Genomic DNA, 13829 nt, shown 5'->3' with positions numbered 1-13829 from the left:
CATGTCGCTTGAAACACTCGCCCGCGTCACCGACAATCCCACCGTCCGCTTGCCCGCCGTGGCCGCCTGATCAAGCCCGGACCTCTCCAAGGGGCGACGCTCTTACACCACCCTGCGGGGCACAATCGAACTCGGTCCCGTTATCGCTGACAATCGTCTGGGGCTGGCTGCGGGCGTCGAACAAGATGCCAATTCACGCGCCACCCGTGCCCCCGACAACGAGGTGTCGGCGATCAGGGACGGGCACTCGTGCGTGCAATCATCGACCACAGTCATGATCCGGAAGCGACGGCCATCCGTCAGCTGATCCGACACAAAATCCAGTGATCAACGCTGGTTTGGCAGCAGCGGCGGCACCATCGGAGCCCGTGTTCCCATGGCACGTTTTCGCCCTCCACGACAGCGCACATGCAACTTTTCTTAGCGGTAGATGCGGAACAGCCTCTTGTGATTGACCTCATGGCCCTCGCGCCGCAGGAACACATGCAGCCGACGGTAGCCGAACCGACGCCGGGCTTTGGCCAGTTCTTTCAGCCGCTCGCGCAGCACAGGATCATCTTGGTGGATCACCTCATAGCGCATGGTCATCCGGCAACAGTCGATCACCCGGCACGCCCGTCGTTCGCTAATCTTGTGACTTGCCACCAGATGGGCGACCGCTTGCCGCTTCGCGGCGGGCGCTGCCACTTTTTTTCCAAGCAGATCCTTCAGCGCCGCATTGTCGAGCATCGCATCCGCCAGCAACCGCTTCAGCCGGGCGTTTTCGTCCTCGAGACCCTTCAGCCGCTTGGCCTCGCCGAAATCCATGCCGCCATACTTGGCTTTCCACTTGTAGACGGTCGCTTTGCTGACGCCGTGCTTACGGCACAGATCGGCGACGGAAACCCCGGCCTCATGCTCCTTCAAAATGCCGATGATCTGGTCTTCGGCAAACCTGCTGCGCTTCATCTCTGGTCCTTGCGGTTGGCCCAGAGTCTACCTCAAACTGGATCAGGCGCAGGGGACAACGTCAAGCCTGCCACTCGCGCTGGTTCGATCGCCGCTTCCGACAATGCGATGCGCAATCGTCCTGCGGGCTGGCTGCCCACGATTCAGCGCAGTGCGGCCTCGATGTTGCCGCCGTCAACGGTCATGACATGGCCCGTGGTCCGTTCGGCGCGGGCCAGCATCACGAACGCTTCGGCGACATGCCGGGCCTCTACCTCTGCCCGCAACAGGTTGCCGGCCATGTAGGTCGCCTCGTCCACCCCCCGCGCGGAGGAGCGTGCGGCGATCATCTCGGGTGACAGGAGGCCCGAGCGGATGCGGTCGGCGTTGATGCCGTTCACCCGGATGTCTTCCGCACCGAGTTCCAGTGCAAGCTGGCGCAGAAGGAAGAAGGTCGTGGCCTTGGGCAGGCCATAGGCGGCAAAGCCCTTGCCCGGATTGACCGCCTGTTTCGAGACGTTGAACAGGATCTGCCCCGGCTCGACCCCGCGTGCGGCCCTGCCGGCGGCCTGCGCCCGGAAGATCCCGATGGCCGCCTGGGAAAAGGCGAGATGGGCGAAGAAGTTCAGTTCGAAACTGTCGCGCAGCACCCGGTCGTCCAGTGTGGCGATGTCGCCTGTCACTGCGGCGCCCGCGTTCGAGACCAGGATGTCCAGCCCGCCGAAGCGGGCGGCACAGGCCGCCACCGCTGCCGCCGCCGCGCCGGGTGCGGTGATGTCGCAGCCGTGGCCGGCGTGATCGCGGCCCAAGGCGGCAAGGGCCTTGTCAAGCGCCTCACCGGGGCGGTCCACGAGGAACAGGTTTGCCCCCTGCGCGGCGAAGGCGCGGGCGGTGGCCAGGCCGATGGCCCCCGCGCCCCCCGTAACCAGCACCACGCGGCCCTGCAGCGCCGGGGCCTTGCCGCTGCCCAGTTTCGCCTGTTCCAGCGACCAGTATTCCATGTCGAAGAGGTCGCGTGCCCCGATCGGGCGGAAGCCACCCGCCGCCTCGCCATCCGCGCGCACGCGGGCCGACTGGCAACCGATGTCGGCCGCGATCCGCGCCGCCGTCGCCGTCGCCCCCACCCCGACGATGCCCGCGCCTTCCAGCCAGACCAGCCCCGGCATGGGGGCGAGCATCTTCTTCGGTTCCGACGCCAGGTGAGCATGGGCCTCGAAATAGGCACGGTAGCGGTCGGCCCAGGCCGCCACGGCCGCGCGCATGGCCGCAGCCTCCTGCGCCGCGCGGCGCAGCACCAGCACCTCGCCCTTGGTGCGGATCACATGGTCGGGCGTGGCGACACCGCGGGTGGCCAGATCCTCCATGTCCGGGCGGGTGCAGAAGGCGCGCTCGCCCTCTCCCGCGCGCAGGTCGAGCACGGGCAGATGCGCCGTCTCGGGCAGGGCCGAGGCCAGCGCTCCGCGCAGGGCGGACAGGATCGGCGCCGCCTCGGCCACAGGCAGGGCGGCGGCCGGCACCAGCGGGGCGGGGCGACGATCGGCCAGCCAGGTCTCGACCAGGTTCGTATGCTCCACGATCCGGTCGTAGCTCGATTTCGCGTCCGGCCCCCAGGTGAAATGGCCGTGGTTGACCAGCAGCAGACCTTCGGCCTCGGGGTTCTGCTCATAGGCCTCGGCCGCGGCCTTGGCGAGTGCGAAGCCCGGCATGACATAGGGCACCAGCGTCAGCCGGTCATCAAAAAGCTCCCGCGTCACGGCCGCCACCTCGGGCAGGTTGGCCAGCACCAGGAAGGCGGTGGCGTGGGTGTGGTCCACCACGCGGTGCGGGATCCAGGCATGCAGCAGCGTCTCGACCGAGGGGTTCGGGGCGGATGGGTCCAGAAGGTTCAGCCGCTGGACATTGACCATCGCCTCGTCCGACAGCGCGGGCAGGCTGCGCAGGCGCATCAGGGGGGCCAGCCGCACCGCCGGCAGGCCGCGTGCCTCGATCACCTCCAGATCCCAGCCCGAGCCCTTGATGTGCAGGACCTCGACCTCTTCGCCGAACACATCCAGCGCCGTGGATTTCAGCGAGGTGTTGCCGCCCCCGTGCATCACCAGATCCGGATCGCGCCCGATCAGGCGCGAAGTATAGACCCGCAACGCCAGATCGCGTGCCCTGGGATCGGGGCCGGCGGCGGCGAGAAAGGCTTCGGCCTCGGCGTCGGTCCAGAGATTGGCGGGCATCTTCGTCTCCTGCTATGGCTGGGCCAGCCGGCGGGGGTGGGATCTTCAGGCGGGTCGGGCAACCGGTGCTTGGATTTTCTACTTTTGTCAGATAGTATTGTCAAAGGTCAATTCGGCGGAATGCGGATGAGCGGTCACACACGGCGGCGCAATCTGGCGCAGGTCAGCGGCGAGAATGCCGTCATCCAGGTCGCCTGGATGTATTATCAGGACGGCCAGAACCAGCAGGAGATCGCCGCCGCATTGGGTATTTCGCGCGCGACGGTGGTAAACTACCTGCAGGAGGCGCGCGAGAAGGGGCTGATCCGCATCACGCTGGCCGCGCCGGCCTTTACCACGCACCGGCTGGCGCTGGCGCTGAACGACCGCTTCGGCCTGCAAGGCGCCTATGTGATCCCCGACGAAGGCACGACGACCGAGGAAGGCTTCCTGCGGGTGGTCCGGGGGGCGGCGGATTGGCTGCCCGAACTGGTGGCGCCGGGCGACCGGCTGGGGGTGGCCTGGGGGCGCACGGTCTATGAACTGGCCGAGATGGTCGAACCCGCGCGGATCGAGGATCTGGCGGTGCTGCAACTGGTGGGGTCGATGGCCACGCCCTACGGCTTTACCGCCGAAGCCTGTTCGACGCGCCTTGCCCAGCGGCTGGGCGCGCGCTGTCTGAACCTGCATGCGCCCGCGATCCTCAGCCGCGCGGAACTTGCCGCCGAACTGCGCGAGGAACCGATCCTGAAGGCGCAGCTCGACCAGCTGGAGACGGTGAACAAGCTGCTGTTCTCGGTTGGCACCGCCACTTCGGAAAGCCACATCGTCCTCAGCGGGCTGGCCACGCCGGCGGACCTCGACTGGTATGTCGCCCACGGCGCGGTCGGCGTGATCTGCGGCCGCTTCATCGACGCCGAGGGCCGCCAGCTTCCCGGCCCGATGGAGGACCGGATGATCGGCGTGCCGCTGGCGCGGCTGGTCGGGCTGGACATGGGGATCCTGGTCACGCCGGGCCTCGACAAGGTCGAGGCGACGCGGGCGGCGATTCGGGGCGGCTATGTCACGCATCTGGTCACCGCCACCTCGGTCGCCGAGGCGCTCCTCTCCGCTCCCTGAGCGCCGCACAAGGCCCTAACCTTGAACCGCGGCCTTCAGGTCGCCGAACATGGCGGCCATGCCCTCCTCGGTCGCGGGGCATAGCCCGCGTTCGGTCAGAAGGCCGGTGACCAGCTCGGCCGGGGTCACGTCGAAGGCGGGGTTGCGCGCGCCGGTGCCATCGGGAGAGATCTGGACATGCACGATCCGACCGTCCGGGCCGCGACCCTGGACCATGGTCACCTCGCCCGCGCCGCGTTCCTCGATCGGGATTTCCTTGACTCCATCCCGCACACGCCAGTCGATGGTGGGTGACGGCAGCGCGACGTAGAAGGGCACACCGTTCGCCCGCGCGGCCAGAGCCTTCAGGTAGGTGCCGATCTTGTTGCACACGTCGCCGCGCGCGGTGGTGCGGTCGGTGCCGACGATGACGATGTCCACCTCGCCGTGCTGCATCAGATGACCCCCGGCATTGTCCACGATCAGGTCGTGGCTGATGCCGTGACTGTTCAGCTCCCAGGCGGTCAGCTGGGCGCCCTGGTTGCGCGGGCGGGTCTCGTCCACGAAGACATGGACCGGGATGCCCTCGGCATCGGCATGGTAGATCGGGCTGGTGGCAGTGCCCCAGTCCACCGTCGCCAGCCAGCCCGCGTTGCAGTGCGTCAGGATGTTCACCGGCTTGCCGCCCTTGCGCGCGGCGATCCCCCGGATGATCTGCAGGCCATGCAGGCCGATGCGGCGGTTGATCTCCACATCCTCGTCGCAGATCTCCGCCGCGCGGATCGCGGCGGCGCGGGCGCGTTCGGCCGGCGGCAGGGGGGCCAAGAGGCGGCGCATCTCGTCCAGCGCCCAGCGCAGGTTGATCGCGGTGGGGCGGGTTTCGTGCAGCACCTCCCAGGTCTCGGCCAGCGAGACATCCGAGGGATCATCGGCCATCTGCACCGCCATGCCCCACGCAGCGGTGGCCCCGATCAGCGGCGCGCCGCGCACCCACATGTTGCGGATCGCCGTGGCGAATTCCGCCCGGTCGCGCAGGGGCACGATGCGCAGCTCGTGCGGCAGCCAGCGCTGGTCGATGACCTGCACCGTGCCATCCGCATCCTGCCAGATGGTGCGATAGGGCGTGCCGTTGATCTTCACAGGTGATCCTCCTTGTCCATACGCCGCGCCATGGCGGTTACCGCCCCGATCCCCCGGATCGCGCCCGACCCAAGCATCAGCTGCCGGCCCATGGCCAGCGCCCTCGCCTCGCAGGCGGCGCGGCGGCCTTCGTCGGCGATGCGCTCGAAATCGGCGTTGTGGGCAAGGCCCAGGATGCGGCGGTGCATCTCCACCCCGCAGAAGCCCAGCATATCGACCCAGATCCGCCCGATCAGATCGGCCAGCGCCTGTTCAGCAGCAAGGCCGTGGCCCTGATCCTCGTAGAGGCTGGCCTGATAGAGGATGCCGCGCCGCTCGGTCCGCCAGAGATGGCTGAACTCGGCCACGAAGGTGCGCCAGATCGTCTCGACCACCGACAGAAGCCAGTCCTGCTGCCCCGCGCGCTCGCCCGGCGCGGTTTCATGGCCCGGCTGGCTGAAATGCGCCATCAGGAAGTTGGCGATCAGCATGCCCACGTCAAAACCCATCGGCCCATAGGTGGCGAATTCCGGGTCGATCACCCGGGTCTCGGTATCCGTCACCATGATCGAGCCGGTATGCAGGTCGCCGTGCAGCATGGTCTCGGCCCGGCTTGTGAAGGCCATCTTCAGATGCTGCGAGGCCACTTTCAGCGACAGGTCGGACCGCAGCCGCGCCACGATGCCGTCAAGCCCCGGCGTGTGCCGGTTCATCGGTGCCGCGAAATAGGGGTCCGAGAACACCAGGTTCTCGGTGATGTCGCACAGCTCGACATTGCCCGCGAATAGCGCCAGATCCGCCTTGCGCTCGGCCGCCGGCATCGACAGGTCGGATCCGCGGAACAGGGTGCGGGCGCAGAACTCGCCCAACCTGCGACCAAGGCCCTCTACCTGCCGGCCCGCGATCAGCGCCTGGCGCAGGATGACATGCGGCGTCAGACATTCCATCACCACGATGGCCTGCACCTCGTCGAAGTGCCAGACGGCCGGAACCGAGCCGGGATCGCGCGCCTCCTGCCGGATGAGCGCGTTGTATTCGAAGAAGGATCGTTTCAACGGCAGGGGCCAGCTTTCTCCGACCAGCCGCACATAGGGCAGGGCCTGCTTGACCACCGCATGGCCGGCTGCGCCTGTAACGATGAAGACAAGGTTCAGGTTGCCATCTCCGACCTCGCGCACCTGCCAGCTCTCTGGCGGACCCACCTTCTCGCGCAGGGCCGCCAGCCCTCCGAGGCGCGCCGGCAGGCTTTCCGGCGTCAAGGCGACATAGGTTTCGGCGCTCATCCGCATCCTCCCTTCCTGATCCTCCGTCCCCAGAATTTCCAAGATTGCGTCATATGTCAAATGGTATTGACAAATGACGATCTGCGCGTAGCGTAGCTTTCGGGAGCGAGGACAGGCATGACGGCTGCGGCGATCACCATTCGCGGAATCACCAAGGCATTCGGCCGCAATGCCGTGCTGCGCGGGATCGATCTGGATCTGCCGGCCGGTCAGGTCACGGCGCTGATGGGCGCGAACGGCGCGGGAAAATCCACGCTGGTCAAGATCCTCTGCGGGGTTCATCGGGCGGATGGCGGCGAGGTGCGGCTTGATAGTCAACCCTTTGTCCCGGTCGGCCCTGCGGCGGCGCTGCGGCAGGGCGTGGTGACGGTGCACCAGAACATCAACGACGGGGTTGTGCCCGATCTGGACGTGGCCTCGAACCTGCTTTTGGACACACTTGCCGAAGGGGGCGGCCTGTTCCTGAAGCGCCGCCGGATGCGCGCCGAGGCGCGGCGCATCGCCGATGCGGTCGGGCTGGAGATCGACGTGTCGCGCCCGGTCGCGGGGCTGACGCTGGCCGATCGGCAGCTTGTCGCCATTGCTCGCGCCATGGCGCACCGGCCGCGCCTTCTGATCCTGGACGAACCCACCTCGTCGCTGTCGCTGGCCGAGGCGCAAAGGCTGTTCGCGCTGATCGACCGCCTGAAGGGCGAAGGGGTGGCGATCCTCTACATCTCGCATCGCATGTCGGACATCCGCCGTCTCGCCGACCGGATCGTGTCGATGCGCGATGGCCAGATCTCTGGCCTGTTCGAGGGGAAGCCGCTGAACTATTCCGGCGCCGTGCGGGCGATGCTCGGCCATGAGATCACCGAGGTGGACTTTGCCATTCCCGAACCGGGCCCGGCAATGTTCGAGACGCGCGGGCTGCGGCTGAAACCGGAAGCACAGCCCTTCGACCTGGTGCTACGCCGCAACGAGGTGGTGGCGATCACCGGCCTTGTGGGGTCGGGCAAGTCTGCGTTGGCCGCGGTCCTTTATGGGCTGGAGCCGGCGGCCGAAGGCAAGATGCAGCTGGATGGCGCGCCCTATCGGCCCGAGGGTGCGGGGCAAGCGGTTGCTGCCGGCGTGTTCCTTGCAGCAAAGGACCGGCTGATCAATTCGGTTATCCCGCAGTTTGACATCCAGCAGAACCTGACACTGCCGTTCACCGCGCGCCATGCCGGCCCGCTGGGCCTGATGCGCCGCGCCGCGGAACGGGCGGCGGCGGAGCGCATCATTGCAGCGATGGGGGTGGTCTGCCAGGGGCCGCGCGACGGCATCCTTACGCTTTCGGGCGGTAACCAGCAGAAGGTGGTGGTCGGTCGTTGGATGGCCGAGGCCAGTCGGCTTCTGATCCTGGACGAACCCTTCCAGGGCGTGGACATCCAGGCCCGCCGTGACATCGGGCGCCGCATCCGCGACAGCGCGGCCGACCGCGCGACCCTCGTCCTCTGCGCCGAACTTGACGAGGCGCTGGAGGTAGCCGACCGCATCTTGGTGATGAGCGAGCACACCCTGGTCGGCGACCACCGAAACGAGAACATCGACCTGGCCCGCCTCATGGCTCAGGTCTCGGGCAGCGCCGAAAAGACGAAGGAACCGGCATGAAATCCCTTTCTCCGACCCATCTGGCGATCCGCTACGGCTTTCTTGTGCTGATGGCCGGAATGATCGTGGTGTTTTCGGTGCTGAAGCCGGCGTTCCTGTCGCCGCAGAGCGCGGTTTTCATCCTGCAATCGGTGGCGATCACCGGCATCCTCGCACTGGGCATCACTGCGACGCTGGTGGTGGACGGGTTCGACCTGTCGATCGGGGCGGTGGCGACCTCGGCCATGATGCTTTCGGCCTACGTGATGGTGATCTGGGAGATGGGCGCGCTGACGGCGGTCATCCTGTGCCTGCTGATGGGCGCGGCAGTGGGTCTGATCAACGGGCTTCTGATCGTCAAGATGCGTGTGCCGGATCTACTTGCGACGCTTGGCATGATGTTCCTTCTGGTCGGCCTGCAACGGATTCCCACCCAGGGAAATTCGATTTCCACCGGCATGGTGCTGGCCGACGGGCGCACCGCAACCGGCACCTTCGCGCCAGAGTTCCTGATGCTTGGTCGCCACCGGATCGACTTCATCCTGCCCGATCTTGTGCCGCTGTCGGTGGTGGTGCTGGTCGTGATTGCGGTCCTGACCTGGGTCTTTCTGGAACTTACGCGCCATGGGCGGGTCATGTATGCGATCGGGTCCAACGCACAGGCCGCGGCGCTGGCGGGGATCAATGTCGCGGGCTACCGGGTGCTGGCCTATGTGATCTCGGGCGTCATGGCGTCACTCGGAGGGATCCTTCTGGCAGCCCGGCTCGGGCGGGGCGATGTGGCTTCGGGTAACAACCTGCTGCTCGATTCGGTCGCCGCCGCGCTCATCGGCTTCGCCGTTCTGGGGGCGGCGAAGCCGAACGCCTTCGGCACCGCGATCGGAGCCCTGTTCGTGGGCATCCTGCTGCAGGGCCTGACCATGCTGAACGCGCCCTACTACACGCAGGACTTCATCAAGGGCGCCGTGCTGGTCGTGGCGCTGGTCTTCACCTTCGCGCTGTCCGGTCGGGTAGGCCGGGCGCGCCGATAGAATGCCGGCGCACACCGCCGCCAGAAGCGGCCGCCGGTACCTGACACCACGGAGAAACGGGAGGAACCAATGATCTCCAGACGGACATTCGCAGCCCTTGTGACCAGCGTGGCGCTGGCCCCGACCCTGACGCTTGCTCAGGACGCGCCGGCGCCCTTCGACAAGCCGGGAGACGTAAACATTGCGCTGGTGCGCTATCTGTCCACCGGCGATTTCTTCCAGGCCTATCTTTCGGGCGTGGAAAAGCAGGCGGCGGCGCTGGGCGTGAACCTTCAGGTCTTCGACAGCCGGCAGGACGCCGCCCTTCAGGCCGACATGGTGGATCAGGCAATTGCGCTGGGTGTCGATGGCATCATCATCCAGCACGGCCTGACCGAGTCGATGAAGGAGGCCGCTCAGCGCGCGGTGGATGCGGGCATCAAGGTCGTGGCCTTCGACGTGAACGTCGAGAACCCCGCTATCCCGCAGATCGAACAGTCCGACCGCGATCTTGCGCGGCTCGCGCTGGAAGCGGCGATTGCCGACAACGGCACCGAATGGGTCGCGGGCTATGTCTATGTCCCCGGCATCGCGCCGCTGGATCGCCGCGACGAAACCTGGAAGGCCGTCAAGGCCGCCAATCCAGGCATCCAGGAAGTCGCGATGTTCGGCACCCTGGACAACCCCATCGCCAATTCGGTCGCCAATCAGGCGCGCGCGGTCCTGTCGGCCAATCCGAACATCCAAGTGATGTTCGCGCCCTATGACGAATTCGCCAAGGGCGTCAAGATCGCCCTGGACGAGGCGGGCATGTCCGGCCAGGTCTCGATCTATTCCGCCGACATCTCGACCGCCGACATCGCGCTGATGCGGGAACCCGGCTCGGCCTGGAAGGCGACGGCCGCGACCAACCCCGCCGTGGTCGGCGAGGTTTCGGTCCGGGCGCTGGCGATGCTGCTGGCGAGCGAGGATCCCGGCGCACAGGTCATCGTGCCGCCGACGCTGATCACCCAGAAGATGCTGAACGATCTCGACATCAAGAACATGGAGGAGCTGGGCGCCAAGCTGCCCGCCTTTGCCCATGCCGATGTGGCGATGACGCCCTGGATGAAGCTGCCGCCGCGCTGAAGGCGCCCTCGGGGCGGGCTGCTTCGGCCCGCCCCTCCCAAGCCGACCGGAGAAGCCCTTGCGCAACGAGAAATCCACCGAAGAGGTCGCCCGCGGCATCCGCGCCCGTGTCTTCGAGCACACGATCCGCAACAACGGCGGCTATCTGAGCCAGGCCTGTTCGGCGGCCGAGCAGCTGGCCTTCCTCTATAACGAGGCGCTGAACCTTGGCCCTTCCACCATGCCGATGGTGCCGCCGCCGTTTTCGGGCGTGCCCTCGGCCTCCAACACCGGCTATGTCACCGGCGCGGGCTACAACGGCCCCTTCGATGCCGTGCACGACCGGCTGTTCATCGCGCCCGCGCACTATGCCCTCGTCGCCTATGCCTGCCTGATCGAGGTCGGCCGTATGGCGCCCGAGGGGCTGGAGATGTTCAACAAGGACGGCTCTTCGGTCGAGATGATCGGGGCCGAACACTCGCCGGGGATGGAGGTGCACAACGGCACCCTCGGCATCGGGCTCTCCACCGCCGCGGGACTTGCCTGGGGCCGCAAGCGGCTGGGCCATGCCGGCCGGGTCTGCGTCTTCATGTCCGACGGCGAGGTGCAGGAGGGCCAGACCTGGGAGGCCGTGCAGGCCGCCGCCCATCACGGGATCGACAATCTCTGGGCGATCATGGACGTGAACCGCCAGCAATGCGACGGCGCGATGGATGACGTGATGACGGTGGGCGACATCGCCACCAAGTTCCGCGATTTCGGCGCCGTGGTCGCCGAATGCGACGCCCACGACCTTCCTGCCCTGCGCACGGCGGCTGCCACGCCCCATCCGGGCCGCCCCCTTATCGTTCTGGCCCATTCCCGGCCCACGCAAGGCATGGAAAGCCTGATGTCCCGCTTCCCCCGCCTGCATTACGTCCGCTTCAAGTCCGAAGAGGAACGCGTCCGGATGAATGCCGAAATCGCCGCCGAATTGGGCGTCGCCCCCGTTCCGCTGGAGGCTCACTGATGGACATGGTCAACCGCCCCTATGCGAGCGCCTTCGAGGCCTATGCGGTGCAGCACCCCGAGGTTTTGTGCCTGTCGGCCGACCTGACGTCGAGCTGCGAGATCGACGGCTTCCGCGATCGCCACCCGGAGCAGTTCCTTTCGCTCGGCATGGCCGAACAGAACATGCTGTCCTTCGCGGGCGGCCTCGGTCTGGCCGGGTTCCGCCCCTTCCTGCATTCCTTCGGCGTCTTCCTCTACCGCCGGCCCTATGACCAGCTGATGGCCTCGATCGCCTATCCGCGCCGCAAGGTGCGGCTGATGGGCTTCCTGCCTGGCGTCACCACGCCCGGCGGCATGACGCATCAGGCGATCGAGGACATCTCGGTGATGCGCACGATTCCCAACATGACTGTGCTGGAAGCCGGCGACGCGACCGAGGTCGAAAGCATCGTGGCCGAGGCCGATAGGGTTGATGGCCCGGTCTACTGCCGTATCCTGCGGGGATCGGTCCCGCGGCTCTTCGACACGCCCTTGCGGATCGGGCGGATGCGGGTGCTGGCCGAGGGCGACGATGTGCTGGTCGTCACCGCCGGCATCACCACGGAAGAGGCGATCCGGGCCCGGGGCGCGCTGGCCCGCGCCGGCGTTTCGGTGCGGCATCTGCACCTGAACACGTTGAAGCCCTTCGATGCGGCCCAGATCGTCGATCATGCCGCAAGCGTGCGCCACGGGGTCGTCACGCTGGAAAACCATCTGGTCGTGGGCGGCATCGGGTCTATGGTGGCCGAGGCGCTGGCCGAGGCCGGCCTTGCCCGCCGGCTGATCCGGCTGGGGCTTCAGGACACCTATGCGCACGGTGGCTCGCGCCCCTATCTGATGCGCTATTACGGGATGGACGCGCTGGCGCTGGTGCGCGCGATCGAGCAGCTGACCGGCCATGCGACCGGCATCGACGAAGGCGCGCTCGAAGCCGTGCGGATCGAGGCCGTCCATTCCGCCGTCAAGGCCGAGGCGCTGTGATGGCGCGCTTCACCGTCACCTACCGGTTGCGCGCCGCCTCCCGCGATGAGGCGATGGCGCGCGCGCAAGGCATCGCGCTGGAGCAGACGGTGGAAATCCCGCGCAACGTGGTGCCCGCGGGCTATGTCGAAGACGAGATCCTCGGCCGGGTCGAGGAGATCGGGGCCTTGGCAGAGGGCGTCTGGCAGGTCACCGTCAGCTATTCCCCCGACAGCGCGGGCGAGGAATTCACCCAGTTCCTGAACGTGGTCTTCGGCAATTCCTCGATCCAGCAGGGCATCCGCGTGACCGGCATCGTCATCGGGCCGGAAATGGCCCGCCGCATGCCCGGTCCCCGCTTCGGCATCGCCGGGATCCGCGCCCGCTGCGGGCGCGCCACCGGCGGCATGATCGCGCCGGTGCTGAAGCCGATGGGCCTTGCACCGGCTGATTTCGCCCGCCTCGCCGCGGGCTGCGTCCGGGGTGGGGCCGACATAGTAAAGGAAGACCATGGTCTCGCCGGCCAGCCGACCGCCCCATTCCGCGCGCGTGTCGAGGCCGTCTGCGACGCCATGCGCAAGGCCCGTGCCGAAACCGGGCGGCGGACGCTCTACTTCCCCAACCTCTCGGGCCGGCCGGAAGAGATCGAGGACAACCTGCGCTTCCTGAAAGAGGTGGGCGCGGATGGCGTGCTGGTGATGCCAGGGCTTTTCGGCTTCGGCCTTGTGCACCGCATCGCCCGCGATGCCGCGCTTGGTCTTCCGGTGATGACGCATCCCTCCTTCCTGGGCCCCTATGTGCTGGCCCCCGACAACGGGATCGACCATGGCGTGCTGTTCGGCACGATCCAGCGGCTGGCAGGCTCGGACATCTCGGTCTTCCCGAACGTGGGCGGGCGTTTCGGCTTTACCACCGGCGAATGCCGCCAGATCGCCGCGGCCTGCCGCGCGCCGGAAGGCCCCGGCGCCCCCATGCTGCCCAGCCCCGGCGGCGGGATGAGCGTCGCCCGTGCTGCCGACATGCAGGCCATGTATGGCGAGGATGTGGTCTATCTGCTGGGAGGCAGCCTTCTGCGCCACCCGGAACGGATCGACGAGGCAGTTGCCGAAATGCGTGCGGCGCTCTCGATCGCTGCGGCGCAGTGACGGGCAGGCCGCCACCCAGCTTTGGCGACCCGAAGCTGCGTGTCCCTGTGCAGACCGCCCAGCGCCGCATGGGTCAGGTGCGCCCGCGCATCATCCTGACGATGCCGGCCGACAACCTGCCTTGGCTGCCGCCGGCCGCGAGTTGATGAGAAATCGCCTGGGGTGCCAAGATCTTTTGCGAAGAAAGGGCTGGCAACCGGCGTGGCTGGTGACGTTGCCCCCTCCGCCTAATCCAGTTTGAGGTAGACTCTGGCCCAACCGAGAGGACCAGAGATGAAGCGCAGCAGGTTCACCGAAGACCAGATCATCGGCATTCTGAAAGAGCACGAGGCAGGG

Annotated in this window: 10 protein-coding genes and 1 pseudogene; 7 read left to right on the top strand and 4 right to left on the bottom strand. The window is 67.2% G+C overall.

What is annotated here, in order from left to right:
• Positions 1-127: 127 nt before the first annotated feature.
• Together EYB42_RS16580 and EYB42_RS16575 are read right to left on the bottom strand one after the other, a co-directional pair.
• Positions 128-948, bottom strand: a pseudogene (locus EYB42_RS16580) (IS3 family transposase); the annotation flags it as partial.
• Positions 949-1091: 143 nt separating this feature from the next.
• A complete protein-coding gene (locus tag EYB42_RS16575) occupies positions 1092-3152 on the bottom strand; it encodes a bifunctional aldolase/short-chain dehydrogenase (protein ID WP_135451193.1) in 2061 nt (686 codons plus the stop codon).
• 126 nt (positions 3153-3278) lie between these two features.
• Here EYB42_RS16575 and EYB42_RS16570 point away from each other — a divergent pair, with 126 nt between their 5' ends.
• Positions 3279-4250: a sugar-binding transcriptional regulator gene (locus tag EYB42_RS16570; protein WP_135451192.1), complete on the top strand. Its 972-nt coding sequence runs from the start codon at positions 3279-3281 to the stop codon at positions 4248-4250.
• A gap of 15 nt (positions 4251-4265) precedes the next feature.
• On the opposite strand, the gene mtnA is transcribed toward EYB42_RS16570, so the two are convergent.
• Positions 4266-5369 carry an S-methyl-5-thioribose-1-phosphate isomerase gene (gene mtnA, locus EYB42_RS16565; RefSeq protein ID WP_135451191.1) on the bottom strand — a complete coding sequence of 368 codons (1104 nt, stop codon included), beginning with the start codon at positions 5367-5369 and terminating at the stop codon, positions 4266-4268.
• The gene (gene mtnK / locus EYB42_RS16560; protein ID WP_135451190.1) at positions 5366-6631 is read right to left on the bottom strand and encodes an S-methyl-5-thioribose kinase; all 1266 of its coding nucleotides are present in this window, start codon (positions 6629-6631) and stop codon (positions 5366-5368) included. Before mtnK ends, mtnA begins: the two co-directional genes overlap by 4 nt.
• A gap of 117 nt (positions 6632-6748) precedes the next feature.
• Here mtnK and EYB42_RS16555 point away from each other — a divergent pair, with 117 nt between their 5' ends.
• The 6 genes from EYB42_RS16555 to EYB42_RS16530 all read left to right on the top strand — a co-directional run bounded on the left by EYB42_RS16555 (position 6749) and on the right by EYB42_RS16530 (position 13493).
• Positions 6749-8263 (top strand): sugar ABC transporter ATP-binding protein, encoded by a 1515-nt coding sequence (locus EYB42_RS16555; protein ID WP_135451189.1) that lies wholly within the window; start codon positions 6749-6751, stop codon positions 8261-8263.
• Positions 8260-9273: an ABC transporter permease gene (locus EYB42_RS16550; protein ID WP_135451188.1), complete on the top strand. Its 1014-nt coding sequence runs from the start codon at positions 8260-8262 to the stop codon at positions 9271-9273. Before EYB42_RS16555 ends, EYB42_RS16550 begins: the two co-directional genes overlap by 4 nt.
• 69 nt (positions 9274-9342) lie before the next feature.
• Entirely contained in the window at positions 9343-10380 is a 1038-nt protein-coding gene (locus EYB42_RS16545; protein ID WP_135451187.1) for a substrate-binding domain-containing protein, read from the top strand.
• Positions 10381-10438: 58 nt separating this feature from the next.
• Complete coding sequence (locus EYB42_RS16540; RefSeq protein WP_135451186.1) at positions 10439-11368, top strand: transketolase; 930 nt, start codon at positions 10439-10441, stop codon at positions 11366-11368.
• On the top strand, positions 11368-12369 hold the full coding sequence (locus EYB42_RS16535) for a transketolase family protein (protein WP_240784236.1): 1002 nt from the start codon (positions 11368-11370) through the stop codon (positions 12367-12369). The genes EYB42_RS16540 and EYB42_RS16535 overlap by 1 nt, the downstream gene beginning before the upstream one ends.
• The gene (locus EYB42_RS16530; RefSeq protein WP_135451185.1) at positions 12369-13493 is read left to right on the top strand and encodes a RuBisCO large subunit C-terminal-like domain-containing protein; all 1125 of its coding nucleotides are present in this window, start codon (positions 12369-12371) and stop codon (positions 13491-13493) included. The genes EYB42_RS16535 and EYB42_RS16530 overlap by 1 nt, the downstream gene beginning before the upstream one ends.
• Positions 13494-13829 lie beyond the last annotated feature (336 nt).

Source organism: Tabrizicola caldifontis (assembly GCF_004762095.1).
Classification (GTDB): domain Bacteria; phylum Pseudomonadota; class Alphaproteobacteria; order Rhodobacterales; family Rhodobacteraceae; genus Tabrizicola; species Tabrizicola caldifontis.
This window is presented reverse-complemented; position numbering and strand designations above follow the sequence as displayed.